This window comes from Synechococcus sp. CC9902, from assembly GCF_000012505.1.
Taxonomy (GTDB): domain Bacteria; phylum Cyanobacteriota; class Cyanobacteriia; order PCC-6307; family Cyanobiaceae; genus Parasynechococcus.
On the sequence record NC_007513.1, the window covers coordinates 1826469 to 1850478 of the forward strand.

At 56.5% G+C, this 24010-nt stretch carries 25 protein-coding genes and 1 tRNA gene; 20 read left to right on the forward strand and 6 right to left on the reverse strand.

Translation table 11 applies throughout. The features are described from left to right. The first annotated feature begins 32 nt into the window (after positions 1-32). The 5 genes from cpcA (at position 33) to SYNCC9902_RS09670 (ending at position 3084) form a co-directional block, all read left to right on the forward strand. Positions 33-521 carry a phycocyanin subunit alpha gene (gene cpcA / locus SYNCC9902_RS09650; RefSeq protein ID WP_011360668.1) on the forward strand — a complete coding sequence of 163 codons (489 nt, stop codon included), beginning with the start codon at positions 33-35 and terminating at the stop codon, positions 519-521. Positions 522-603: 82 nt separating this feature from the next. Then, positions 604-1206 (forward strand): chromophore lyase CpcT/CpeT, encoded by a 603-nt coding sequence (locus tag SYNCC9902_RS09655; RefSeq protein WP_011360669.1) that lies wholly within the window; start codon positions 604-606, stop codon positions 1204-1206. Next, positions 1206-1976 (forward strand): HEAT repeat domain-containing protein, encoded by a 771-nt coding sequence (locus SYNCC9902_RS09660; RefSeq protein ID WP_011360670.1) that lies wholly within the window; start codon positions 1206-1208, stop codon positions 1974-1976. Before SYNCC9902_RS09655 ends, SYNCC9902_RS09660 begins: the two co-directional genes overlap by 1 nt. After that, positions 1976-2608: a HEAT repeat domain-containing protein gene (locus SYNCC9902_RS09665; RefSeq protein WP_011360671.1), complete on the forward strand. Its 633-nt coding sequence runs from the start codon at positions 1976-1978 to the stop codon at positions 2606-2608. Before SYNCC9902_RS09660 ends, SYNCC9902_RS09665 begins: the two co-directional genes overlap by 1 nt. Next, positions 2605-3084 carry a low molecular weight protein-tyrosine-phosphatase gene (locus SYNCC9902_RS09670; RefSeq protein ID WP_011360672.1) on the forward strand — a complete coding sequence of 160 codons (480 nt, stop codon included), beginning with the start codon at positions 2605-2607 and terminating at the stop codon, positions 3082-3084. Before SYNCC9902_RS09665 ends, SYNCC9902_RS09670 begins: the two co-directional genes overlap by 4 nt. Here the strand turns inward: SYNCC9902_RS09670 and SYNCC9902_RS09675 are convergent. Then, positions 3068-4549: a bifunctional pantoate--beta-alanine ligase/(d)CMP kinase gene (locus SYNCC9902_RS09675; protein ID WP_232179300.1), complete on the reverse strand. Its 1482-nt coding sequence runs from the start codon at positions 4547-4549 to the stop codon at positions 3068-3070. The genes SYNCC9902_RS09670 and SYNCC9902_RS09675 overlap by 17 nt on opposite strands. A 41-nt stretch (positions 4550-4590) precedes the next feature. Next, positions 4591-5145 carry a septal ring lytic transglycosylase RlpA family protein gene (locus tag SYNCC9902_RS09680; protein WP_041425540.1) on the reverse strand — a complete coding sequence of 185 codons (555 nt, stop codon included), beginning with the start codon at positions 5143-5145 and terminating at the stop codon, positions 4591-4593. Positions 5146-5464: 319 nt separating this feature from the next. Here SYNCC9902_RS09680 and purM point away from each other — a divergent pair, with 319 nt between their 5' ends. Both purM and SYNCC9902_RS09690 read left to right on the forward strand, forming a co-directional pair. Next, complete coding sequence (purM, locus tag SYNCC9902_RS09685) at positions 5465-6502, forward strand: phosphoribosylformylglycinamidine cyclo-ligase (RefSeq protein ID WP_011360675.1); 1038 nt, start codon at positions 5465-5467, stop codon at positions 6500-6502. Positions 6503-6620: 118 nt separating this feature from the next. Then, positions 6621-7241 (forward strand): hypothetical protein, encoded by a 621-nt coding sequence (locus SYNCC9902_RS09690; protein WP_011360676.1) that lies wholly within the window; start codon positions 6621-6623, stop codon positions 7239-7241. A gap of 7 nt (positions 7242-7248) precedes the next feature. Here the strand turns inward: SYNCC9902_RS09690 and SYNCC9902_RS09695 are convergent, their stop codons facing one another. Continuing rightward, positions 7249-8232 (reverse strand): aldo/keto reductase, encoded by a 984-nt coding sequence (locus SYNCC9902_RS09695; RefSeq protein WP_011360677.1) that lies wholly within the window; start codon positions 8230-8232, stop codon positions 7249-7251. A gap of 26 nt (positions 8233-8258) precedes the next feature. On the opposite strand from SYNCC9902_RS09695, the gene SYNCC9902_RS12795 reads away from it, so the two are divergent. Then, positions 8259-8423, forward strand: a complete 165-nt coding sequence (locus SYNCC9902_RS12795) for a hypothetical protein (RefSeq protein ID WP_011360678.1) — start codon at positions 8259-8261, stop codon at positions 8421-8423. A 179-nt stretch (positions 8424-8602) separates the two neighbouring features. Here SYNCC9902_RS12795 and SYNCC9902_RS09705 read toward each other — a convergent pair. Then, positions 8603-8673, reverse strand: a tRNA-Cys gene (locus SYNCC9902_RS09705). 60 nt (positions 8674-8733) lie between these two features. On the opposite strand from SYNCC9902_RS09705, the gene SYNCC9902_RS09710 reads away from it, so the two are divergent. Then, positions 8734-9942 (forward strand): lipid-A-disaccharide synthase-related protein, encoded by a 1209-nt coding sequence (locus SYNCC9902_RS09710; RefSeq protein ID WP_011360679.1) that lies wholly within the window; start codon positions 8734-8736, stop codon positions 9940-9942. Between the two features lie 25 nt (positions 9943-9967). Continuing rightward, a complete protein-coding gene (locus SYNCC9902_RS09715) occupies positions 9968-10225 on the forward strand; it encodes a hypothetical protein (RefSeq protein WP_011360680.1) in 258 nt (85 codons plus the stop codon). A 14-nt stretch (positions 10226-10239) separates the two neighbouring features. Here SYNCC9902_RS09715 and SYNCC9902_RS09720 read toward each other — a convergent pair whose 3' ends face one another. After that, entirely contained in the window at positions 10240-10884 is a 645-nt protein-coding gene (locus SYNCC9902_RS09720) for a ribonuclease D (protein ID WP_011360681.1), read from the reverse strand. Positions 10885-10998: 114 nt separating this feature from the next. On the opposite strand from SYNCC9902_RS09720, the gene SYNCC9902_RS09725 reads away from it, so the two are divergent. The 3 genes from SYNCC9902_RS09725 (at position 10999) to SYNCC9902_RS09735 (ending at position 12841) form a co-directional block, all read left to right on the forward strand. Beyond that, positions 10999-11382 (forward strand): helix-turn-helix transcriptional regulator, encoded by a 384-nt coding sequence (locus SYNCC9902_RS09725; RefSeq protein WP_232179216.1) that lies wholly within the window; start codon positions 10999-11001, stop codon positions 11380-11382. Positions 11383-11447: 65 nt separating this feature from the next. Beyond that, positions 11448-12005 (forward strand): cofactor assembly of complex C subunit B, encoded by a 558-nt coding sequence (locus SYNCC9902_RS09730; protein WP_011360683.1) that lies wholly within the window; start codon positions 11448-11450, stop codon positions 12003-12005. Positions 12006-12010: 5 nt separating this feature from the next. Continuing rightward, positions 12011-12841, forward strand: coding sequence for a hypothetical protein (locus SYNCC9902_RS09735; protein ID WP_011360684.1), 831 nt, complete (start codon positions 12011-12013; stop codon positions 12839-12841). On the opposite strand, the gene hemF is transcribed toward SYNCC9902_RS09735, so the two are convergent. Beyond that, positions 12834-13922 carry an oxygen-dependent coproporphyrinogen oxidase gene (gene hemF, locus SYNCC9902_RS09740; protein WP_011360685.1) on the reverse strand — a complete coding sequence of 363 codons (1089 nt, stop codon included), beginning with the start codon at positions 13920-13922 and terminating at the stop codon, positions 12834-12836. The genes SYNCC9902_RS09735 and hemF overlap by 8 nt on opposite strands. Before the next feature lie 116 nt (positions 13923-14038). Between hemF and SYNCC9902_RS09745 the strand changes: the two genes are divergently transcribed. From SYNCC9902_RS09745 to ppc, 7 genes are all read left to right on the forward strand, one after another. Beyond that, on the forward strand, positions 14039-15121 hold the full coding sequence (locus SYNCC9902_RS09745; protein ID WP_011360686.1) for an Mrp/NBP35 family ATP-binding protein: 1083 nt from the start codon (positions 14039-14041) through the stop codon (positions 15119-15121). 2 nt (positions 15122-15123) lie between these two features. Beyond that, positions 15124-16362 (forward strand): rod shape-determining protein RodA, encoded by a 1239-nt coding sequence (gene rodA, locus SYNCC9902_RS09750; RefSeq protein WP_011360687.1) that lies wholly within the window; start codon positions 15124-15126, stop codon positions 16360-16362. Then, positions 16359-17726 (forward strand): sensor histidine kinase, encoded by a 1368-nt coding sequence (locus SYNCC9902_RS09755; RefSeq protein ID WP_011360688.1) that lies wholly within the window; start codon positions 16359-16361, stop codon positions 17724-17726. The genes rodA and SYNCC9902_RS09755 overlap by 4 nt, the downstream gene beginning before the upstream one ends. 113 nt (positions 17727-17839) lie before the next feature. Then, complete coding sequence (locus SYNCC9902_RS09760; protein WP_011360689.1) at positions 17840-18271, forward strand: photosystem I reaction center subunit II PsaD; 432 nt, start codon at positions 17840-17842, stop codon at positions 18269-18271. 58 nt (positions 18272-18329) lie between these two features. Continuing rightward, positions 18330-19850 (forward strand): anthranilate synthase component I, encoded by a 1521-nt coding sequence (locus tag SYNCC9902_RS09765; RefSeq protein WP_011360690.1) that lies wholly within the window; start codon positions 18330-18332, stop codon positions 19848-19850. Beyond that, complete coding sequence (gshA, locus tag SYNCC9902_RS09770; protein WP_011360691.1) at positions 19847-20989, forward strand: glutamate--cysteine ligase; 1143 nt, start codon at positions 19847-19849, stop codon at positions 20987-20989. Before SYNCC9902_RS09765 ends, gshA begins: the two co-directional genes overlap by 4 nt. 30 nt (positions 20990-21019) lie before the next feature. Then, positions 21020-24007, forward strand: coding sequence for a phosphoenolpyruvate carboxylase (ppc, locus tag SYNCC9902_RS09775; RefSeq protein ID WP_011360692.1), 2988 nt, complete (start codon positions 21020-21022; stop codon positions 24005-24007). The last annotated feature ends 3 nt before the right edge of the window (positions 24008-24010 follow it).

Consider the following 24010-nt stretch of genomic DNA (forward strand, 5'->3'; position numbering starts at 1 on the left):
AGTTTTTCGTCTAAATCTTCTAACTCCCCACCATGAAAACTCCCCTTACCGAAGCTGTTGCAGCGGCTGATTCCCAGGGCCGTTTCCTGAGCAACACAGAAGTCCAAGCCGCATCAGGTCGCTTTAACCGCGCCAAAGCAAGTCTTGAAGCCGCGAAAGGCCTCACCAGCAAAGCCGATGCTTTGGTGAATGGTGCAGCCCAAGCTGTTTACAGCAAGTTCCCCTACACCACTCAGATGGATGGGGCGAACTACGCCTCCACCCCAGAAGGCAAAGCCAAGTGCTCCCGTGACGTTGGTTATTACCTGCGCATGATCACCTACTGCTTGGTAGCAGGCGGTACTGGCCCTATGGACGACTACTTGATTGCTGGTTTGAGCGAAATCAACCGCACCTTCGAGCTCTCACCTTCTTGGTATGTCGAAGCTCTGAAGCACATCAAGGCGAACCACGGCCTCAGCGGCGACGCTGCCACCGAAGCCAACAGCTACATCGACTACGCCGTCAATTCACTGACCTGATCTGATCAGGAACCCTTGAATTCCTGGAAAGCCCCCTCTGGGGGCTTTTTTTTATTGTCAACGACTGGGATGGATGAGAACCATGAACGCAACGATCACTCCAACCGTGCGGCGTTTTCTCACCCTGCTTTGTGGGGAGTACAGCAATGAGCAACAGGCCTTCGACAACCCACCTTTTTTTGCACACATCTATCTGAGATATCGACCGCTCGAACAGCTCCAACCGGGTTCCATCCTGCTCGAACAAACCTATGCAGTAGACCCCAAGAACCCTTATCGATTGCGCATGATTCGTGCGGAAGAACGTGGCCCGGGAGTGATCAAACTCTGGAACCACACCTTCCGAGATCCCAAACGCTTTGCCTCAGCAACCAAAGACGACGTCTGCCGAAGAGAGATTGAAGACAGCGACTTGATCTGCCTCGACCAATGCCACTATCAGGTCACCGAAAAAGAAGGTGGTTATTACGGGGAGTTAGAGCCAGGTTGCCGTTGCATGGTTCAGCGCGATGGCAGAGACACCCTCTTGCAAAGCAGCTTCAGGCTTAAGGGCGAGTGTCTGGAAACACTGGACCGAGGCCATGACCCTGAAACCAACGAACGCTGTTGGGGCTCGATCGCTGGTGAGTTCCGTTTCAAACGAAAAGCAAGTTGGTCGAACGATCTCCCAACAACCTGGGGCTAATGGAACCGCTCAGCGAGCACCAAGTGATCGCCAACCTGCGGCGGCAGGAGGATGCATCAGACCGGTATTACGCCGCCTGGTGGTTAGGGAAAATGCGCAGTCAGCATCCCGATGCTGTGCCGTTGCTGCTTGGAACCCTCTCAGCCTTAAGTGAAGACCCCGTGAATGAAGAGGACCGAGGCGTTGCACTCAATGCCATTCGAGCTCTTGGGCTTCTGCTCAATCCAGCCGCCAACGACCCACTGATTCAACTTCTTTCATCAACGGACTACACGGTGCGCGAAGAGGCCGCACGAAGTCTCGGCGCGATGCAAACGAAGGAGGCTCTTCCCCAAATGTGCCACCTCTTGAGAAGTGGGCCTGCCGCATCCGGAGGCGAGCAAGTGGGCTCATCAACATTGAACGAACCCTGTGAGGCCCTACTCGAAGCCTTGGGGAACATCGGCGTGAGTAGCCCAGACGTTCTCAACGTGATTACTCCGTTCACTCACCACCCTCGCCCTTTGGTTCGCGCAGCAGCCTGTCGTGCCCTCCTTCAGCTCATGAAAGAGCAGCGTTGGGCAGTTGAGTTGGAAAAGCTGCTTCAACATCCTGAGCCACTGGTTCGGCGTGGAGTGTTGTTGGATCTAGGCGCCACTGGCTGGACAGCAGCCCTTCCAGCGATCGAATCCGCCAGCGTTGAAGCCAGTCTCAAATTGGTGGCGTTGCGAGGTCTTGCCGAACAAAGCGAAGACACCAAGGTGTTGGATGCAATGGACCGACTGCTCTGATGTCAGCATCTGCTCTCCAGAAGGCCATCCTTGCGTTGGACCGCGCAACAACGACCTCCGAACTCGTTAAGGCCACGCAAACCATTTGTGGCTTGAAGGATCTTGAAGCAGCACCCACGCTGATCAAAGTTCTTGGCTTCAACAATCCTGCTGTAGGAGCCGTTGCAACCCAGGGCCTGATCGCCCTTGGCCGTGATGTTGTGCCGATCCTGGTTGTGAATTTGGATGTTGGTAATTACGGCGCAAGGGCTTGGGTGGTGCGAGCCATCGCCACGCTGCGAGACCCTCGCGGACTCGACCTGCTGGAGCATGCGCTCAACGCCGACATTGCACCAAGCGTGCGCCGCTCCGCCACTCGTGGGTTGGCGGAGATGGAGCTCGAAGGTTCGAACGTCTCCAAAGATTTTTCAAGGTGTTGTGAAGCCCTGTTCAAAGCAGCTGCGGATGATGAGTGGATCGTGCGTTACGCCGCGGCCTTCGGCCTTGAGCAACGATTCGGCCACAACTCAACAAATACCGGGCTGAAAACCCAAGCCATCGCTCATTTGGAGGAGCTCAGTTCGAATTCAGAGGCTGTCAAGGTGGTGAAACAGCGGGCAAAGCTCGCGTTGCAACGTCTTCAAGCCGGATGACCAAGACAATTCTGTTCGTCTGCCTCGGGAACATTTGCCGATCTCCCGCAGCCGAGGGGGTGTTCCTGCACTTACTCGCCGAGCGCAACCTCACCGATCAATTTGTAGTGGATTCGGCTGGAACAGGCGGATGGCATGTGGGGAACCCAGCAGATCGCCGCATGCAGGCAGCAGCCAATCGCCGAGGGATTCAGTTACCAAGTCGAGCCCGACAAATCAGTCTTGACGACCTGGTGGATTTCGATCTCGTGCTCACCATGGACGATGCCAACTTGTCAGCGGTACGAAGTTTGTCCGATGAGATGGGCGGCCGTGCCACAGCGGAGGTGAGGCCAATGCTGAGTTTTTCTCGAAACTTCACTGAACACGAAGTACCAGACCCGTACTACGGCGGTGAAGCGGGTTTCGAGCATGTCCTCGACCTCCTCGAAGACTCCTGTTCTGCGTTACTTGATGAACTCACCGCTGGGGAGTAGGCCAAGCCTCCTCGGCCACCCGTTCCCGAAACAGTCGCACCAAAGCTTCAATCACAGCATCAATGTCCATGCCATCCGTCACAAGCTCGATGGCATCATCAGCCTGCATCAGAGGTGCTTCCTCTCGAGTGCTATCAAGACGATCCCTCTCCGCGATCTGAGCTTCTAACTCCGCCCGCTCGGGCACCGCAAACCCTCGCTGCTCTAAATCCAGAGCACGACGTCGGGCTCTCTCAGTCACGGTGGCCGTCAAAAACACTTTGAGGTCAGCGTGGGGGAACACAGCGGTGCCGATATCCCGTCCTTCCGCCACCAGCCCCCCCTTCGAACCCATCGATTTCTGCTGCACAGTCAAGGCTTGACGCACGCAACGATGGGCAGCGACGGCAGACACCGATGCTGTGACGTCTGGAGAGCGAATAGCGCTGCTCACGTCCTCTCCATTCACAAGAACCTGCTGCACTCCACCGGGCAAAGACTGCAACTGCACATCTAAATCCTTAAGCAGAGGTTCGATGGCGACGCCATCCGATGGATTGACACCACGCTCCAGGACGAGCCAAGTGACTGAGCGATACATCGCCCCCGTGTCGAGATACACGAGCCCTAGGCGCTCCGCAAACGCCCGTGTGACCGTACTTTTTCCAGCTCCAGCCGGACCATCGATAGCAACAAGAGGCTGGCGAGTCATCAAAAACGCATGATCAATCAAACGCGTTGACCCACAACGAACAGCAGCTGCGAGCAATGAGATTGCTGTCTCATCGCCACAGGGTTGAAGCGTGCAGGGATCAACACGTTGAACGTATTCCACCTCAAATCCTGCATCAGAAAGAGATCCCCGTAGTGCTGGGATCGGATCAGATCCATCTCCCCGGGCCGCATGCAATGCCTCGGGCAATGCCGCCGCCATGCGTCGCTGATCAGGGGAAAGGTATTGATTCCTGGAACTCAAGGCCAGTCCATCGGCCTCCCGAACGGTGGCGACACCTTGAACAATCACCGGTCGTGCCAAATGGGCAACTAACCAGCGAAGAATCACAAGCTGTTGCCAATCCTTTTCACCAAGCCAAAGCTGGCGCGGACGAACCAGATCCAACAATCTGGCCACAACCGTCACAACCCCATCGAAGTGTCCCGGTCGCGCCGCTCCACAAAGGTGCTTCTGGAGACCAGGCGGAACTTGAATTGTTGATGGATGACGCTCCCCCCCCTGTGGGTAGATCTGTTCCACCGATGGTGCCCAAAGCGCTGCAGCACCCCATCGCTCTGCCACCACCAAATCGGACTCGAGACTGCGGGGGTATCGAGCCAAGTCCTCGTCAGGGCCGAACTGCAGGGGATTCACGAACACACTCACCAAGACCGGTCCCATCGCGGACGCGGCGCGGATTACGGTTCCATGGCCAGCATGGAGAGCACCCATCGTGGGCACAAATTGGAGATCACCCTGCTGAGTCGTGATCCAATCGTTGAGTTGAGCAGTGGTGCGTAGGAGGGGAAAACTCAGCGCAATACCTCGAGCCGAACTTGAGCAATGCCAGAGGCAGTTAAACCAAGACTGCTGGCGGCTCCATGGCCCAAATCAATCACCCGGTGGTGCACAAAGGGGCCACGATCGTTAATCCGAATCACTTCCGAACGTCCATTCCACAAATTGGTGACACGAACTTTGGTGCCAAACGGCAAGGTCCGATGGGCTGCGGTCATTGTTCCCCGCTGGTACACCTCACCATTAGCAGTGCGGTTCCCAAAAAACCCTGGTCCGTACCAACTGGCCTCCCCAGTGATGACGCGAACCACGGTCGGCACAACTTTGATTTTTGGTGGGGGAATGACCGCCAGCGGAGGAGCCGATTCCTCAGCCTCTTTCACATCAGCAGGGGTCAAGCTGGCCTCAATCGATGCCGATGGAATCACCGCAGGCGGTGCAATCAGATCACTTGGATCGATGGGATCAGCCAGCCCTTGATCTAAAAAGTCCGCTGCGTCGACAGGCAGAAGGGTCGCGCTGCCAGAAATCGCTCCACAAATGAATAGCAGCGTGAAAGGAACTCGCATGCCGGGCAAACCAACAGGAGCATGGGCCGAAATCACTCGGCACCAACTCCAGAGGGTTTTCAAAAGGAAATGGTTTCAAAACCTAATCAGGGAGGAGAAGCACCTTTCTGAAAAACCAACCTCTGCCCCAGCAGGGTTAAGACGAAGCGGGAACGCCTTCAATGGCCTCAAGCACTGAACAGACGCCAAAAAGAGGCCGGCACCCATTGATAAGCAGCAGACGTGATTGGCATAAGCAGGCATGATCAGCCTGCGGACACCTGCGCACCCGGACCACCAACTTGGTGAAGGGGCAGGATCATGAAACCGGATTCAATCCATGGACTACAAGAGTGCAGGTGTTGATGTAGAAGCTGGACGGGCTTTTGTTCAGCGCATCAAAGCTTCGGTAGAGGCCACCCACCGCCCAGAAGTCGTGGGAGGTCTTGGCGGATTTGGCGGCCTCATGCGCCTTCCAACTGGCCTGCGCAAACCTCTTCTCGTGTCCGGAACGGACGGAGTCGGCACCAAGCTGGAACTCGCCCAAAATCATCACTGCCATCACGGGGTGGGCATTGATCTTGTTGCGATGTGCGTCAACGACGTGATTACGTCTGGGGCCGCTCCACTGTTTTTCCTCGACTACATGGCCACAGGCGCCCTAAGCCCAGCCGCCATGGCCGAAGTGGTCGAGGGAATCGCAGATGGATGCCGTCAGAGCGGTTGCGCACTTCTAGGAGGCGAAACAGCAGAAATGCCCGGGTTTTATCCCCAAGGGAGATACGACCTCGCCGGCTTCTGCGTTGCCGTCGTCGAGGAAGACGACCTCATCGATGGACGATCCATTTCCCCGGGGGATCAAATCATCGGCATCGCTAGCAGTGGTGTGCACAGCAACGGATTCAGCCTCGTCAGGAAGGTTTTAGAAAAAGCAGGCATCAACGAAAACAGCCAATACGGACCAGACAACAGACGACTCCTCAACGACCTGCTCGCGCCGACAACGCTCTACGCCTCACTTGTTCAAGAACTGCTCAGCAACGCCATCAAGATCCATGGCATGGCCCACATCACTGGCGGGGGATTGCCTGAAAATTTGCCCCGCTGTCTGCCGGAGGGAATGACGGCCAAAATCGAGGCTGAGGCATGGCCTCGATCTCCTTTATTTCAGTGGCTGCAATCCGCAGGAGCGATTCCAGAACGTGATCTTTGGCATACGTTCAACATGGGAATCGGGTTCTGCCTCGTCGTTCCAAAAGAAGCGGAACAAACTGCATTAGATGTTTGTCATTTGAACAACCATCAGGCATGGGTCATTGGTGAAGTGCTGAAGACCCCTCCAGGGGAGCATTCAGCCTTACAAGGGCTGCCCAGCTGATTGCATCAGTTTCCAACCTGGTTGAATTTCAGCTCTCAACAGCTGAATTAAGTCAATATTGTGCAGTGAGCACATCGGAAAATTTCCGATAGCAACGCCGATACATCGTCTTGTTTCTATGCCATTTGATAAGCCACAGCGCCTTACTCGGCGTCGCTCATCGGCGGGCCCCGTACCACCTAGACGTCCCCTTGACTCTGGCCACGGCCATCGTCAGAGTCCACGCCCAACGTTTTTAACCCTTCGGGACCACGGCAAAGTATTTGTGGCAGACATGCCGCATTTGTCGGACGGCCAGCTATCCCATATTCATAAGGAAGCAGACGAAGTTTTCACCAGTCTTGAGCGCCGAATCCAAGAGCTGGAACAAGAGCTCAGCCATAGTCCGCAGGATCGAGACACGTTGATCAAGGCATCAACGAAACGCGACGTGACCCGGCGTTTTTTGCGAGCCATCCAAGAAGAGCAAGAGCAACGGCGTAACAATCCCGCAATCCGGCATGCAGCCGGTGAATCTCTTCCTCGAACGTTTCTTGAAGTTGCACGTCACCGCTTACCCGGCGCCACCTTCGATTCACTGCTTCAAGAGGCGCTCACGGCGTGCGAACAACAACAAGCTGCTGCCGCTGAAGCTGAGGCGGAGAAAGTAGCAACAGAAAAGGTCGTTCCCATTCGAAGCGACAGTGACAGCCTTCCCGTGGTTGTGAGTCCAGCCCCTGAATCGGTATCTGAAGCCTGAACCAACCTCAACGGCTTTGAAACGGATTCGAGGGCATGCGTGCAAGGCATCGCTCTCTGGCTTGGTTTAACGCAAAGCATTCAGCCTCCGACAATTGCCAGGTGAGTGCTGCTGCCGCATCCATGGCTTGCCGGGGCGATCGAATACCGGGAATTGGTGTTGTTCCAGTGGCTCGACACCAATTCAAGGCCACCTGAACCATCGATACCCCACGCTCTCTCGCGATAGCTGCGAGCAGCTGCCTGATTGGAAGACTCTCCGGCAAGAGTCGGCGAAACAGTCGTTGGCGTAGCCAGGTGGACGGCCGAGGTGTATCACCCGGAGTACAGCCCAGCACCCCGAAGGCCAATGGGCTGTAGGCCAACACTTCAATATCCAGCGCCTGACAAAGATCCAACAACTCTTGCGCTGGCGCCACTCCCGGAGAGAGCAATGACCATTGGATCTGCACACTGCTGAGCTTCACCCCTCGCTCCCTCAGCCGGGCCTGCATCCAAAGCAAACGGCGAGCCCCCACATTCGATACCCCCAGCTCGTCCACTTGCTGAGCCTGAACCAGATCAGCCAAACCATCCAAAAGCGCAGCTTCCTGCCAGGGCGCATACCGCGCTGTACTCCAGTGCAATTGCACCCGCTTCAGATAACCACCTAATCGCTTTTGGCTGGCATTAAAAGCACGATCCAGCCCCCTTCTCCCCTGACGCCAGGGGAAAGGAGCCAACTTTGTCGCCACCACTAACTGAGAGCGACGCGAAGCCGGTAAAGCCTCAATAAAGCCTCCCAGAAGACTTTCGCTGCGACCGTTTAAACGACCCGTCCCGTAAGAATCGGCCGTGTCGATGAGGTTGAGTCCTGAGCTAAGGGCTTGGCGAAACGTGGCAGCTAGGCGCCCATCGTCCCTGTTTGGGTCATACCCCCAAACAAATTCATTGCCCCAAGCCCAAGTTCCAAAACCGATGCTGTTCAACCGGCACGAGCCTTTGCCAGCCATGATCACCTTTCCAAATCAGATTTTCGATGTCTGACCACAAAGCGTCGGAATCCTCTCCGTGCCTCTCAAGCCAAACCGCCAGTGAAAGCGAGCCAGCGGAGGTCGAACGAGTTCTTTGCAACCACTGCCGTCGCACGGCAAGCAACGGAATCCGTTGCTTGGGTATGTGCGTTGCCGACAACGACTACTGATTCGGTGATCCCGTGAAAGCCACGGGCGCCCTTGACGCGTTGATGAAAAGAGTGATTCCCAAGAAGATTTGGGAGACTGGAACCAATGAAACGGTGCCCCACCGTTAAACCGCTTGTGGTGTCGCACCAAAGATCCCTTCAACAGCAAACCTTGCGACTCCTTCGGTCGATCTTGAAAAAGGCGGCACCCAGATTCGAACTGGGGATAAAGGATTTGCAATCCTCTGCCTTACCACTTGGCCATGCCGCCGCAGGGGAACGTCTAGTCCCTCAAAGCGATCGTATCAGCCACGGTTCAACAGCACTTCTGGTGATCTGCAACGGCCACGGAGAAGATTTCATCGCCCTACGCGTTCTGGAAGCGGTTCATCGCCGGCATCCTCAACTTCCCTTAGAAGTAATGCCTCTGGTGGGCCAAGGACGAGCTTTTGCAGACGCGGTGAGGGCTGGTTGGCTGCAACGGATTGGTCCAACAGCGACTCTGCCAAGTGGAGGATTTAGCAATCAAAGTCTGCGGGGACTACTCCGAGATCTTCGAGCGGGGTTACCCCTCTTGAGCTGGGGGCAATGGCGACTTGTTCAACGGCGGGCTCATCAAGGACGCTTTCTTGTGGCCGTTGGCGATCTATTGCCGCTGCTGATGGCCTGGGCCAGTGGCGCTGGCTTCGGATTCATTGGGACGCCAAAAAGTGATTACACCTGGCGAAGCGGTCCTGGTCGAAACCTGAGCGATCGATATCACCGCCTGAAGGGCAGTGAATGGGATCCCTGGGAATGGATCTTGATGCGCTCCAAACGGTGCCAATGGGTCGCGATGCGAGATCAACTCACAGCCCGAGGACTCCGTCGCCATCGGGTGGCTGCTCAAGCGCCCGGTAATCCAATGATGGATGGCCTCCAACGCAAGACGATTCCGAAAGCACTCGAGCGTTGCCGAAGAGTGCTTGTGTTGTGTGGGAGCCGAATGCCTGAAGCCCAGGCCAACTTCGATCGTCTGTTGAAGGCGATCGGCCTTGTGCAATCCGCGGTACCGATGGGCTTCCTTGTTGCAGCGGGAGCCGAGCCCTCACCGGAAGGGTTTCGAAGAAGTTTGGAACAACAGGGCTTCAGGCGAAGTTTGCCTCCATCCGATCAACTCAACGCAGAAAGCTGTTGGGTAAAAGGCCCCTGCATGCTGCTCATTGGACGATCCTGTTTTGACAGTTGGAGCGGCTGGTCTGAAGTGGGCCTTGCCACGGCTGGAACAGCCACAGAACAGCTTGTAGGCCTTGGCATTCCAGCCCTCTCGTTACCGGGTCCTGGCCCCCAGTTCAAGGCAAGTTTTGCGCGCAGGCAAAGCCGATTGCTTGGAGGCTCAGTCGAGCCTTGTTCATCACCGATTGCGCTGGCAACGGCACTCGAACGCCTGCTGGCAGACGCAGATTTACGGAGGAGGCTGGGGCAGATTGGCCAACGACGCATGGGAGCATCAGGGGGCAGCGATCGGCTCGCCAAGCTGATCCTTGACCACCTGCACTGATACTGAGGAGCCCAAGAAGAGAGCGATGGCGTCGATCCAAGATCCCGTATACGTAAAACTCTGCGCCCAGCTCGCCAGCAAACTGAGCATCAGCTTGGCCAGTGCTCGGCGCCAAGTGGATCAAGCCGCCGCCAAAGAGGGCAAGCGTGATGTTGAAACGCGACGGTTGCTCGTTCAGTCGATGTTGGACGCCCTTGATCAAGGCGACGGCGACCATGCCGCGACCCTTGACGAACTACTGAAAGACAGTGAGGGCGACGGCAACTTCATCCTTGAGGACTAACCACCAGCTCGAGCTCAATGCTCGAAGGTTTGGTTAAACCGCATCCGGTCCAATTCAGCCATCACGGGAATACAGGCAAAACAACGTTGCGCCAACTCCCAACGCCCCTCCCGACGCAGCATCGTTTCCAGCTTGTTCCTCGCTGGGAGGAGGTAACGCACATCATTAGCGGCATAGGCGAGCTGAACATCAGTGAGCTCATCCACCCGTCCCCAGTCACTACTCTGCGCTCCCTTGTCGAGCTCGACTCCCACCAGTTCCATTACGAGATCCTTGAGGCCATGTCGGGGCGTGTATGTCCGCCCCAAGCGGCTACCAACCTTGGTGCAAAACAAAGGCTGAACAGCAATATCAAGCCCAGCCGCGAGGGCTGCCACATCGAACCGAGCGAAGTGAAACACCTTCTCCACCGATGGCGCCTCAAACAAACGCTGAAGGTTGGGAGCAGTGGATTGACCCAAAGCGATGCGCACACACGCGACACGATCCTGTGCATCAGCGATCTGAACCAAACAGAGGCGGTCGCGGCCATGGATCAGGCCCATGGCTTCGGTATCGACCGCAAGACAAGGCATTTGGAGATAACGCTCCGTCCAAGACGCATCCAAGTCCCCATCGAACACAGCGAACTCGGCAGGAATGGAAGGAGAACCGGCCATGGACCCAGCAGATGAATCAGCCCAGTCTCGCCGGCGGAGATCTGAAAATCCAATCCAATCCCTCTTGAAACTCAAAATGAGATCGACTTTGATGGGGGGAGTGTGTTCCTCGTCGTGTTCTCTCGTAGCAAGCCCTCACGCACCTGCCTCGCAGACATCGAACAGTACTTTCATCAACCACCACCACAGTTTCTCGATCTGGAACTTGCGGTTTGCTGGATTTTGGAATGCCTTCTCAAGGACGACAGCTATCCCTCCTGCCTCCTGCAAAAGCTGATCCAAGCCGAACCCCAACTACGACTGTCTGAGACCGTGCTTCAGCAGGCATTGGACTTCCTCGAGCAACAAGGTTCGATCAGTAGCTACACCCAACGCTGTCCCTCACGCGGACGGCCACGCCGGATGTTGCACCTACAAGCTGAAGCGCGCAACGAAGCCGAACGCCTGATGGGGCCATGGAGAACATGGCTGGATTCCCATCGATTCGCATTGAACTGAATCGAATCGGACCCTCTTCGAAACGGGGCCCCTTAGAAAGGGAGCATCGATTTGAGGGGGGATCCATGCCGCCGGGGTTCCAGTCCGTCCTGCTGCTCACGATCCTCCTGGCCATTGGCCTGGTTTTTTTCTTGCGCGCTGCCAGCAAGGACAGAACAACTGTGGTGGACATCACCTCACCGCAATCTCCACTGGCAGTCCTAGAAGGACTCAGCAACTGGCTGGAACAACGCGGCTGGAGCCGCGATGGCGGCGATGCAGAACGACAAGTTCTTCGATTTCAAGGGCAGGTGGCCTCAAGCCAACCCCTCGCTGTTTTGCTCTCTGTTCTTGGCACCATCGGCTCAGCCTGCTTTGGATTAGTGCTGCAGCAACTCGCACCACAACTGGCCTGGTGGTCACTTCTACCGCTCGTGGGGCTGGGCCCCCTGGCTGGTGTGATCTACAGCAGCCGCGCCGCTCGCACCGAAACGTTGGAACTGCGCCTCCTCGACGCACCAGCCCAAGGGGGAAGCGCCTTGAGGCTGCGAGCCCATAGGGATGAATTAATTGCAATCGAACTCGAACTGGCCGAGACGCTCCAACTTGCCAGCGATGGATCCCTGCTGACATCACCCATCTGAATCACATGCCTTTCCCGAACTGGATGCGTCGCCCAACCATCACTGTTCCGTTTTCCATGGGCGTTCTGACCTTCACGGGGATGGTCTGTCATCAAGCTCAAAGCCAACAAAATTGGTTACCGGTGACGAAGCCCGTCGCCACAGAAAGCCTTGGATCCGATCTCAAGCACTGCCCGCCAGCAGCCAACCCGGATCCCTTGCTGGGCCGTCGCACCAAACTGTCCGGACGGTGGGTCGGCCGAGGCGCAGTGCCGTCAACCATCCCGATCGTTGTCATGGCAGGCCATGCCGACTCTCAAAACTTGGGGAGTGCTGGAACGCCTGGCTATGCCGTGGACGTCCGCAACCAGCCGCCGATGAACGGCTCCATGCGGGACGAGCTCTACTGGAATCTGCAAGTACAAAGCGCCGTCGTGCGTCTCGGGCTGGAGCAAGGTCTGAACATCACGTCGTACATCCCGCCCTTGCTCACCATCCGAGATGACAACGACCCAAGAACCAATTGGTCGCAAGCTCGCGTTCGCTCCAGCAAAGGGCACTACATCCTTGAGATTCACTTCGATGCCTACAGCCCCTATGGATTCGGTTCAGGACTCATTCCCGCCATTAATCGCCCTCTGAATGAGCTGGATGAGTCCATCGCCCAGTCCTTCGGTCGCTTCCCAAGATTGTTTCGAGGCGGCCTCGGAGGCCCCCGACGCGGCATCGGCATCCTTGAAATTGGAATGCTCGAGCCTCCTTTGGAGCAAAAACTTCGCGATCAAACAACACGAACCCAGACCATTGAATGCCTGGGTGCACGAGTTGTTAACGCTCTGATGAAAGGGATTAGTTGATCGCCTGATGAGGCCGGCAACGCTCCTCAAGCGATGGATCTCCCAACCAATCTTGGGGAGTGGTGAACAAGTCGGTTAGGAGGGCTTCGCGAGAGCCAGCCTCAGCGGTGTACCCGTACTCCCAACGCACCAGAGGTGGCAACGACATCAGAATCGATTCCGTCCGACCGTTGGTTTGGAGTCCAAAAATCGTGCCGCGATCCCACACCAGGTTGAACTCCACATAGCGACCGCGGCGGTAGAGCTGAAAATCCCGCTCGCGATCGCCATAGGACGTCGCATGGCGCTTTTCGACAATCGGTGCATAGGACGGCAAAAATGCTCTGCCATTGGCTTGACCAAGGCTGAACAGTTGTTCCCAACTCAGCGGGGTTGCACCAAGTTCCGATGAAACCTTGGCTGCTGCCCCTGTTGGATCCTGCCCCTTGTAGAGCGTTCCTCTCGAATCCTGGTAGTCATAAAAAATTCCACCAACACCACGGGTTTCATTGCGGTGTTTCAAGTAAAAGTATTCGTCACACCATGGCTTAAACACCTTGTGCAGGTTGGGATGCACAGAATTGCAGGCCTGTTGATGGGTGCGATGGAAGTGACGTGCATCGTCGAGAAAGGGGTAGTAGGGCGTGAGATCCGCTCCACCTCCAAACCACCAGACGGGACCAGCCTCGAAGTAGCGGTAATTGAGATGCACCGTCGGGATATAGGGATTACGGGGATGCAGCACCATGGACGTACCGGTGGCAAACCAAGGATGTCCCTTGGCTTCTGGCCGTTGTTTCAGGATTGAAGGCGGTAGTTCGTTTCCCTGAACCTCAGAGAAATTCACGCCCCCCTGCTCAAACACCCGCCCTTCGCGCATCACGCGGGAGCGGCCACCACCACCCTCAGGACGAACCCAACTTTCTTCTTGGAATCGCCCCTCCCCATCCAGGGCCTCAAGACCCGCGCAGATTTCGTCTTGCAATCCCATCACCATCGAACGGGCCCGATCCCGCGAATCGGTGGGAGGCAGCTCCAGCTGGGGTGTGGATTGATCGTTCTCCTGGCGTCCGAGAACGCGGCGAATCAGGGCGCGGACCATTCCTTCAAAATGAAACCAGTGAAAAAACTTAAACAGGTCAGACCAGGCCGCGACAAGACACCGTGAGGGTCTGTCATGGGAACCCCCCTAGAATTTGGGCCTGATCAGAGCAACAGATGACATCGGCCGAGCAGGCGACCAGGGCGCTCGAACAGATCAAAGACGCTGGAAGTGGCAAAACAACACTGGAACTTGGCTGGATTGATCAGGTCCGCATTAGCCCGCCACGGGCAGTCTTTCGACTCAATCTTCCTGGTTTTGCCCAAAGCCAGCGTGAACGCATTGCCGCTGAAGCTCGCGAGCTTTTGATGGGTCTTGAGGGAATCAACGACGTCCAAATTGAAGTAGGTCAAGCGCCCACTCCCAGCCAGGGCAGCATCGGCCAGGCGGGCCATGGTCAACCGGCTGAACGCCAATCGATTCCAGGCGTTCGTCAAGTCATCGCGGTGAGCAGCGGTAAAGGGGGCGTCGGCAAAAGCACGGTGGCCGTCAATCTCGCCTGCGCTTTGGCCCAACAGGGATTGAAGGTTGGCCTTTTAGATGCAGACATCTACGGCCCCAACGCTCCCACCATGCTGGGGATCGCCAACCAAACACCAGAAGTCACCGGCAGCGGAGACACCCAAAGAATCAAGCCGATTGAGAGTTGCGGCATCGCCATGGTGTCCATGGGACTCCTCATCGATGAACATCAGCCCGTGATCTGGCGGGGGCCGATGCTGAATGGCATCATCCGCCAGTTTTTGTATCAGGCGGAATGGGGTGAAAGGGATGTTCTCGTCGTGGATCTTCCGCCAGGTACCGGTGACGCACAGCTCTCCCTGGCGCAAGCGGTCCCCATGGCAGGCGTGATCATCGTGACGACGCCTCAACTGGTGTCGTTACAAGATGCGCGCCGTGGCTTAGCGATGTTCCGCCAACTGGGAATCCCGGTTCTGGGTGTTGTTGAAAACATGAGCGCATTCATTCCCCCCGACATGCCCGATCGGCGATACGCCCTATTCGGCAGTGGCGGAGGGCGCCAACTGGCCGACGACTATGAGGTGCCGTTGTTAGCCCAAGTTCCGATGGAGATGCCCGTTCAGGAAGGCGGTGACAGTGGCAGTCCAATCGTGATCAGCCGCAGCAGCTCTGCGAGTGCAAAGGAATTCACAGCCCTTGCCGAACTGGTTCAGCAACAGGTCGCCACGCCGGCCTGAGCATGTTCGCCAGGAACCACCGCCAAAAACATCAATGGGAATGGATTCTCTGGGGGTTACCGATCGGCATGGTCGCCATTGCTGGTCTTCTAATTGCGAGCACTCAGCGCCAAGCGGACTACGCGGATTGGTACCACCACTGGATCACGGCGGGCGTCGGCGTTGTCGTGGCATTGATCCTGGAGCGCTTACCGCTCCAGCGCCTTAAACCATTTCTGCTTCCAATCTTCGGGCTCACCGTCGCCAGCCTGGTTGCGGTTCGCCTGATTGGCACCACCGCCCTTGGCGCCCAACGCTGGATCAGCATTGGAGGCATTCATATTCAACCCTCGGAATTCGCCAAAATCGCGGCGATTCTTCTGCTTGCCGCTGTGCTCTCAAAGCATCCAGTGGAGCGACCTGTTGATGTCTTACGCCCGCTCGGGGTGATCTCAATTCCGTGGCTGCTGGTTTTCATCCAGCCCGATCTCGGCACCTCCCTCGTTTTCGGGGCCCTGATGCTGACGATGCTCTATTGGTCTGGGATGCCCATTGAGTGGGTCATTTTGCTCTTATCCCCGCTCGTAACAGCTCTATTCGCCGGCATTTTTCCGTGGGCGATGGTGATCTGGATTCCATTGATGGCACTTCTGGCCTATCGGTCGTTGCCCTGGAAACGCATCGCTTCAACCATCACGATCGCGATCCACGGAGCGATGGCCATCGTGACTCCGTGGCTATGGATGCATGGTTTGAAGGACTATCAACGCGACAGGCTCGTGCTGTTTCTTGATCCCAGTCAAGATCCCCTCGGTGGTGGATACCACCTCCTCCAAAGCACCGTCGGCATTGGATCTGGAGGCCTCTTCGGGGCGGGACTTTTGCAGGGTCAACTCACAAAATTGAGATTCATACCTGAACAACACACCGATTTCATTTTTAGTGCTCTCGGAGAAGAAACCGGCTTTATCGGATGCCTTCTCGTTGTTCTGGGCTTTGCTTTATTGATGGCACGCCTGCTTCAAGTCGCCAGACATGCACGCAGTGATTTCGAATCTCTCGTGGTGATTGGCATCGGCACGATGCTGATGTTCCAAGTGGTGGTGAACATCTTTATGACCATCGGCCTTGGCCCTGTGACCGGGATTCCCTTGCCATTTTTGAGCTATGGGCGATCAGCGATGGTCGTGAATTTCATATCCTTGGGCCTGTGCCTTTCGGTGGTCCGCCAAAGCCGTCGCTCCTTCGCTGGCCTCCGTTGAGCTCACCCACCTTCACCGACCTGCGGGAGCGACTTGCCGAAGCCGTACAACCAGGCCAATGCGACGAAATCGGTGTTCGTCGTTTGTGGTGGGCGGCCCTAGACACCCTCCAACAAGAACTGATTCGCCTCAACGTGAGCGAAGGGATCTGGCTCGCAGCTCCCCTTCCAGCACTGCATGAACCCGAGCTCCTTCAGCATCTTCAAGGATGGGTTTGGGCGCCTGAACATCTTGATCAACTCAGACGCGGGGTGGCCGCACTGCCGCCTCGCCTAGGACTCCCCATCAAAGGGAGCATGGACGCGAAAAGCGAGGGGCTTTTCAACTACCAACGCCTTGCCTTGCGGCATGACGATGGACAAGACCCTGTGTTGTTAGTGATCACACCCAGCTTGCAGGTGGCGCTGGCTCTCCATGGAGAACCTCAGCAACGTCAATTGCTGATGCGCTGCGACCCCACCAGCTTGGGCGACGTGTTGTCTCTGCTCGGACGACGCTTAAAAGATCAATCTCCAAACGATGCGGAGCAGCTTCATGCCGCCCTGGAAGCTCTTGGGCCTCTCCACAGCGATGAACAATTTAAAGAGCGATTTTGGCCCGGCCTTGCTGAACGGCTCACGGTGTCTGCGCCTGCGCTAATGCTGCAACCGGTTGTCTCCGCAGAGACAAAACCAGAGAACGCCTCAGACGACCTCAACTTGCTGGAAGCACTGACCCATGAGGTGCGAACGCCACTGGCCACGATCCGCACACTGGTCCGCTCCTTGGTCCGTCGAAAGGATCTCCCCGACCTGGTGATGAAACGCCTCCAACAAATTGATGTGGAATGCAGCGAACAAATCGATCGATTTGGATTGATTTTTCATGCCGCGGAACTCCAACGTCAGCCGACCGAAGCCAACTTGGCCCGGACCGATCTGGAGTCGATTCTTCGCAGCTTGGCTCCTGGTTGGAGCGAGCAACTCAAGCGACGCGACATCCGCCTGAGCTTGGATCTCGATCGCGGCTTACCCACTGTGATGAGTGACTCGCACCGCTTGGAAGCGATGTTGGGCGGCTTGATTGATCGGAGCAGCCGCGGCCTCCCGGGAGGAAGTGAATTACACCTCGGACTTCAAGCCGCTGGAGCACGCGTCAAGCTTCAACTCCACGTTGTTCTTCCGGGCAGTGCCACGGGCCCAGCCAATGCCTCTCCGGCCAGGGAAGAACTGGGCACCGTGTTGAGTTGGGATCCAACTACGGGAAGCCTTCAACTCAGCCAAGACGCCACCCGGCAAATGATGGCGAGTCTGGGAGGTCGGTATCAACCCCGTCGAGACCGAGATCTCACCGTGTTTTTTCCTGTACAGAACGACGCAGATTGATCCCAAACCATCGCGTTTGTTCAGGGGTGTGAAGCTTGCTATCGGCCCACTAATTACGGTCTGATCGCGGTGCTACTTTTCAGATCAATCAGCCCGTCTGGATTTTTTTAACCATGACAGCATCGGCGTTGAATGGTCAGCTGCCACAGCACATCGCCAGTACTGGTGGCTTGCTGAACTCCGCGGAAACAGAGGAGAAGTACGCGATCACCTGGAGCAGCAATTCAGCTCAGGCCTTTGAACTACCTACGGGTGGTGCCGCCATGATGAATTCGGGCGACAATCTGATGTACTTCGCCCGCAAAGAGCAGTGCCTGGCACTGGGTACTCAGTTGCGCACCAAGTTCAAGCCACGGATCGAAGATTTCAAGATTTACCGCATCTATCCCGGTGGCGATACCGAATTTCTACACCCCAAAGATGGTGTGTTCTCTGAAAAAGTGAATGAAGGTCGTCCCATGGTGGGACACAACCCACGTCGGATTGGACAGAACGTCGACCCATCCACAATCAAATTCAGCGGTCGCAACACCTACGACGCTTAAGTAGGGCAGCACTTCCCAGGGGCTCTGGCTCCTGGGATAGGGCTGTAATGATGCACGCATGTTCAGTCCTGATCGCGACGCCTTTCGCAAGGCTGCAGCCAACGGCGCCAATCTGATTCCCTTGGCCCAAAGTTGGCCAGCAGATCTGGAAACGCCTCTCACCACCTGGATCAAGGTTGGAGCGAACCATCCACCTGGTGTGTTGCTGGAATCCGTTGAAGGGGGTGAAACCCTGGGGCGATGGAGTGTGATCGCCTGTGATCCCCTATGGACAGCTTCGGCAAGGGGTAGCCAACTCGTCCGACGGTGGAGAGATGGACGTGAAGACAGTCTGGAAGGGAACCCACTCCAATCCCTACGCACTTGGCTTAATCCTTACGAGTGCGTCAATTTGCCTGGGCTGCCGCCCCTTGGGCAGATCTACGGAATGTGGGGCTATGAACTCATCCAATGGATTGAACCCACCGTCCCCGTTCACCCCAGGCTGAGCAGCGATCCTCCCGATGGGATCTGGATGATGATGGACGCAATCCTGATCTTCGATCAGGTAAAGCGGCAAATCACAGCCGTGGCCTTTGGTGACCTCACAAGCGGGGCCACAGAAGATGAGGCCTGGCATAGCGCCTTAGCCCGGATCGAAGGATTGCGGGAGCGCATGAACGCTCCACTCCCTGCGGTGGATCCCTTGCAATGGGATCCCAATGCTCGCGATCTGCCTGATGTCTCGAGCAATCGCAGCCAAGCTGAATTTGAAACGGCCGTTCGCACCGCCAAAAGCCATATTGCTGCTGGAGATGTTTTCCAGCTGGTGATCAGCCAGCGACTCGAGGCCCAGGTCCCCCAGAGCCCACTGGAGCTCTATCGCAGCCTGCGGATGGTGAACCCCTCGCCTTACATGGCCTTCTTCGATTTCGGTGATTGGCAGCTCATCGGATCCAGCCCTGAGGTGATGGTGCAAGCGGAACCAGCCGCCAACGGCATTCAGGCCAGCTTGCGTCCCATCGCTGGGACGCGACCCCGCGGACAAACCCCACTGGAAGACCGAGAACTCGAAGTGGACCTGCTCGCCGACCCAAAAGAACGTGCCGAGCATGTGATGCTCGTTGATCTCGGGCGCAATGATCTCGGGCGCGTTTGCTTGCCCGGAAGTGTTTCCGTCAAAGACCTAATGGTGATAGAGCGTTACTCCCACGTGATGCACATCGTGAGTGAAGTGGAAGGATGCCTTGCTCCACACCATGACGTTTGGGATCTGCTCATGGCCTCATTCCCAGCAGGAACAGTGAGCGGTGCTCCAAAAATTCGAGCGATGCAACTCATCCATGCTCTGGAACCGGATGCAAGAGGTCCCTACTCAGGGGTGTATGGCTCTGTTGATTTGGCCGGCGCGTTGAATACGGCCATCACGATCCGCACGATGGTGGTGCAACCCAACGGCAGCGGAGGATGTCGTGTGAAGGTCCAAGCTGGGGCTGGCGTCGTGGCCGATTCCCAGCCAACGGCCGAATACGAAGAAACCCTCAACAAAGCCCGCGCGATGCTCACCGCCTTGGCTTGTTTAAACCCGGCGGAATCATGACTTCACCTCTGTTGCTCAAAGGCTTCGAAGTCGAGTTGTTCACCGGATTACCTTCCGGCCAAAACGTTGGCGTCGCCAGTGATGTGGCGGCAGCTCTCGATGATTTCGTCACCGAACCCGACTGTCGCAATGTGGAGTACATCACAGCTCCAATTGCTGATTACCACCAACTCAGCGAAGCTCTCCTCCAACCGCGTCGCCGGCTGAGAACCTGGCTCGCCTCCCGCGATCTCACCTTGCTGCCAGGCAGCACGCTCAGCCTGGGAGATAGCAGCAGCTTTGAGCGTTCCGATCCCACGAATCCATATCACAGCTTTATCGAATCGACCTATGGGACGCGGGTTGTCACCGCCAGCATTCACATCAATCTCGGCATTACTGACCCAGAGTGGTTATTCGCAGCGGTGCGGCTTGTGCGCTGTGAAGCCGCGCTTCTCCTAGCGCTGAGCGCAAGCTCACCTTTTTTAGATGGACGGTTTACGGGACATCATTCCCAGCGTTGGCAACAATTTCCACTCACCCCCGCTCAGGTGCCCCTGTTTCGGGATCATCGCCATTACATCGAGTGGGTCGAAGCGCAATTGGCCTGCAAGAGCATGCGCAATGAGCGACACCTATGGACGTCCGTTCGGCCGAATGGTCCTGCTCGTCCCCATGACTTAAATCGCGTCGAGCTGCGAATTTGCGATCTCGTCACGAACCCCGATGAACTCCTCGCCATGACGGCGTTTCTCGAACTCAGATTGTTGTCGTTACGCGATCACCGTGAACGCCTCGATCCTCTGCTTGCTAGTTCCCTCTCAGCGGACGAGTTGGCAACACTCAGTGATGCCAATGATGCAGCTGTCGCTCACGCCAGCCTCGATGCTGAACTCCACCACTGGAAAGACGGTCAGAACATTCGCTGCAGGGATTGGATTCAATCGCTGATCGATGACGTCACACCATTGGCGGCACAACTCAACCTTGAATCAGTCCTCACACCACTTCATGCGGTCCTCAAGGACGGGAACCAAGCAATGCGCTGGGCCGCAGCACATTCAAAGGGTGTCGACATCCCGCAGTTACTTCAAAACGCCATCGAAGAGATGAAGGAGCAAGAGCTCGAACACCCCACGGCGCTCCTCTCTTTGGGATGATCATTGAATCCTGAGTAGCGCATAGTCTTCATGCCTGAGTCCACCGCCCATGCACTCCAAGGCGAACAGCCCAGGGAGAGCGGTGTGACTGCTGGAGCCGGCCGATTGCTGCAGAACCGCTTGGTGTTGGTCGAAGACCTTTGGCAAACGGTTCTCCGCAGCGAGTGTCCCCCAGAACAAAGTGCTCGCCTCCTCCGACTAAAACAACTGAGTGATCCCGTGGCCCTTGAGGGGCGAGACGGTGACAGCACAAGCGAGGCGATTGTTGAATTGATCCGTGCCATGGATCTTTCAGAAGCCATTGCCGCGGCCAGAGCGTTCTCGCTGTATTTCCAACTCATCAACATCCTCGAACAACGCATCGAGGAAGACAGTTATCTCGACAGCCTGGCCCCCCGGAAATCAGCAGCAGACGACGGCCGCGACGCCTTTGACCCTTTTGCTCCTCCTTTGGCGAGTCAGACCGATCCCGCCACATTTGGAGAAGTTTTTGAACGGCTCCGGCGGATGAATGTGCCGCCAGCACAAGTCGAAGCCCTACTCCAGGAGTTGGATATCCGGTTGGTCTTTACCGCTCATCCCACAGAGATTGTTCGGCACACCGTCCGTCACAAGCAACGACGGGTCGCGAATCTTCTGCAACAACTGCAGTCCGACTCGCCTATGGCGCTTCAAGTCAAAGACGACTTGCGTCAGCAACTGGAAGAGGAGATTCGACTCTGGTGGAGAACCGATGAGCTGCATCAGTTCAAGCCAACGGTTCTCGATGAAGTGGATTCAACCCTTCATTACTTCCAACAAGTGTTGTTCGATGCCATGCCCCAACTACGGCGACGGCTCACATCATCACTTCACCGGCACTATCCCGATGTCCAAGTTCCCCAGGCATCGTTCTGCACCTTTGGATCTTGGGTTGGTTCCGACCGGGATGGCAATCCCTCCGTCACAACGGACATCACCTGGCGGACCGCCTGCTATCAGCGTCAGCTCATGCTCGAGCTGTACATCAGCTCGGTCCAGGCGCTTCGTAATCAGCTGAGCATTTCAATGCAGTGGAGCCAGGTTGCTCCTGCGTTGCTGGAGTCCTTGGAAATGGATCGGCTGCGCTTCCCAGAGATCTATGAGCGGCGCGCGGCGCGTTACCGACTAGAGCCTTACCGACTAAAGCTGAGCTACATCCTCGAACGCCTGGAACGCACGCTTAAGCGCAACGATCAGCTCTCAGATGCGGGGTGGAAGAGTCCTAAAGATGCCATCCCAACCGATGGACCGCCTGGATCGGAAGCGCTCCACTACACCTCGGTCGATCAATTCCGAAACGACCTGGAACTGATCCGCAACAGCTTGATCGGCACTGAACTCACCTGCGAGCAGCTCGATACCTTGCTCCATCAAGTCCATATCTTTGGCTTCTCACTCGCCAGTCTCGATATTCGTCAGGAGAGCACCCGCCATAGCGATGCGATTGACGAACTCACGCGTTTTCTCGAATTACCACAGCCCTATGGCGAGATGGAAGAGTCCACGCGTGTGGCCTGGTTGATTGAAGAGCTCCGTACCCGGCGTCCGTTGATTCCAACGGCAGTTCGATGGTCGGACACCACCGCGGAGACGATGGCCGTCTTCCGCATGTTGCATCGACTCCAAGAGGAGTTCGGCCAGCGGATCTGCCACTCGTATGTGATTTCGATGAGCCACACGGCCTCCGATCTATTGGAGGTGTTACTGCTCGCGAAGGAAGCAGGACTCGTGGATCCAGCCGCCCGCAAAGCGTCGCTGCTGGTGGTGCCACTGTTCGAAACGGTGGAAGATCTACAACGCGCACCAGCCGTCATGGACGAGCTGTTCAATACACCTCTTTATCGCGACCTACTCCCGATGGTGGGGATCCAAGGCCAGCCCCTACAGGAGCTAATGCTTGGCTACTCCGACAGCAATAAAGACTCAGGTTTCCTCTCGAGCAACTGGGAGATTCACCAAGCTCAACTTGCCCTCCAAGAGCTGTCCAGTCGACAGGGCGTTGCCCTTCGACTGTTTCATGGTCGCGGCGGTTCCGTGAGCCGTGGCGGTGGCCCGGCGTATCAAGCCATCCTTGCCCAGCCCAGTGGCACCCTTCAGGGCCGCATCAAAATCACCGAACAAGGGGAGGTGCTGGCTTCGAAGTACAGCCTGCCGGAGCTCGCCCTCTACAACCTGGAAACAGTCACCACCGCGGTCGTTCAAAACAGCCTGGTAACCAATCAGCTCGATGCGACACCGAGCTGGAACCAACTCATGAGTCGTCTCTCTGCACGCTCCCGTGAGCACTACCGCGCGTTGGTACATGACAACCCCGACTTGGTGGCATTTTTCCAACAGGTGACACCAATCGAAGAGATCAGCAAACTGCAGATTTCCAGTCGACCTGCTCGACGTAAAACCGGAGCCAAAGATCTTTCAAGCTTGCGGGCGATTCCTTGGGTGTTTGGCTGGACGCAAAGCCGTTTTTTACTTCCCAGTTGGTTTGGCTTTGGCACAGCTTTAGCTGAAGAGGTGAAAGCAGACCCCGATCAACTCGATCTGCTCCGGCGGCTTCACCAACGCTGGCCCTTTTTCCGCACCCTGATTTCCAAGGTGGAGATGACCCTCTCCAAAGTGGATCTCGACTTAGCGCATCACTACATGAACAGCCTGGGGAAACCCGAGCAACGTGAGGCCTTCGAGGCGATTTTTGCGGTGATTGCAACGGAATACGCGTTAACGCGGAAATTGGTTTTAGAGATCACAGGACAACCGCGCCTACTCGGGGCTGATCAAGGGCTTCAGCTCTCAGTCGACCTGAGGAATCGCACGATTGTGCCTTTGGGCTTTCTCCAGGTTGCGCTGCTCAAACGGCTGCGGGATCAAAACCGTCAGCCACCAATGAGTGAAAGTCCAGGAGCACCCGAAGACACCCGTACCTACAGCCGCAGTGAGTTACTCCGTGGGGCCCTGCTCACGCTGAATGGGATTGCTGCTGGCATGCGCAACACAGGCTGAACC

Coding starts and splice junctions, on each gene's coding strand:
- SYNCC9902_RS09760 (WP_011360689.1), top strand. CDS start 17,840: ATGACAGCATCGGCGTTGAATGGTCAGCTGCCACAGCACATCGCCAGT.
- SYNCC9902_RS09765 (WP_011360690.1), top strand. CDS start 18,330: ATGTTCAGTCCTGATCGCGACGCCTTTCGCAAGGCTGCAGCCAACGGC.
- SYNCC9902_RS09745 (WP_011360686.1), top strand. CDS start 14,039: ATGACATCGGCCGAGCAGGCGACCAGGGCGCTCGAACAGATCAAAGAC.
- SYNCC9902_RS09660 (WP_011360670.1), top strand. CDS start 1,206: ATGGAACCGCTCAGCGAGCACCAAGTGATCGCCAACCTGCGGCGGCAG.
- cpcA (WP_011360668.1), top strand. CDS start 33: ATGAAAACTCCCCTTACCGAAGCTGTTGCAGCGGCTGATTCCCAGGGC.
- SYNCC9902_RS09680 (WP_041425540.1), bottom strand. CDS start 5,145: ATGCGAGTTCCTTTCACGCTGCTATTCATTTGTGGAGCGATTTCTGGC.
- SYNCC9902_RS09720 (WP_011360681.1), bottom strand. CDS start 10,884: ATGGCCGGTTCTCCTTCCATTCCTGCCGAGTTCGCTGTGTTCGATGGG.
- hemF (WP_011360685.1), bottom strand. CDS start 13,922: ATGGTCCGCGCCCTGATTCGCCGCGTTCTCGGACGCCAGGAGAACGAT.
- SYNCC9902_RS09670 (WP_011360672.1), top strand. CDS start 2,605: ATGACCAAGACAATTCTGTTCGTCTGCCTCGGGAACATTTGCCGATCT.
- gshA (WP_011360691.1), top strand. CDS start 19,847: ATGACTTCACCTCTGTTGCTCAAAGGCTTCGAAGTCGAGTTGTTCACC.
- SYNCC9902_RS09715 (WP_011360680.1), top strand. CDS start 9,968: ATGGCGTCGATCCAAGATCCCGTATACGTAAAACTCTGCGCCCAGCTC.
- SYNCC9902_RS09690 (WP_011360676.1), top strand. CDS start 6,621: ATGCCATTTGATAAGCCACAGCGCCTTACTCGGCGTCGCTCATCGGCG.
- SYNCC9902_RS09695 (WP_011360677.1), bottom strand. CDS start 8,232: ATGGCTGGCAAAGGCTCGTGCCGGTTGAACAGCATCGGTTTTGGAACT.
- rodA (WP_011360687.1), top strand. CDS start 15,124: ATGTTCGCCAGGAACCACCGCCAAAAACATCAATGGGAATGGATTCTC.
- SYNCC9902_RS09730 (WP_011360683.1), top strand. CDS start 11,448: ATGCCGCCGGGGTTCCAGTCCGTCCTGCTGCTCACGATCCTCCTGGCC.
- purM (WP_011360675.1), top strand. CDS start 5,465: ATGGACTACAAGAGTGCAGGTGTTGATGTAGAAGCTGGACGGGCTTTT.
- ppc (WP_011360692.1), top strand. CDS start 21,020: ATGCCTGAGTCCACCGCCCATGCACTCCAAGGCGAACAGCCCAGGGAG.
- SYNCC9902_RS09735 (WP_011360684.1), top strand. CDS start 12,011: ATGCCTTTCCCGAACTGGATGCGTCGCCCAACCATCACTGTTCCGTTT.
- SYNCC9902_RS09665 (WP_011360671.1), top strand. CDS start 1,976: ATGTCAGCATCTGCTCTCCAGAAGGCCATCCTTGCGTTGGACCGCGCA.
- SYNCC9902_RS09655 (WP_011360669.1), top strand. CDS start 604: ATGAACGCAACGATCACTCCAACCGTGCGGCGTTTTCTCACCCTGCTT.
- SYNCC9902_RS12795 (WP_011360678.1), top strand. CDS start 8,259: ATGTCTGACCACAAAGCGTCGGAATCCTCTCCGTGCCTCTCAAGCCAA.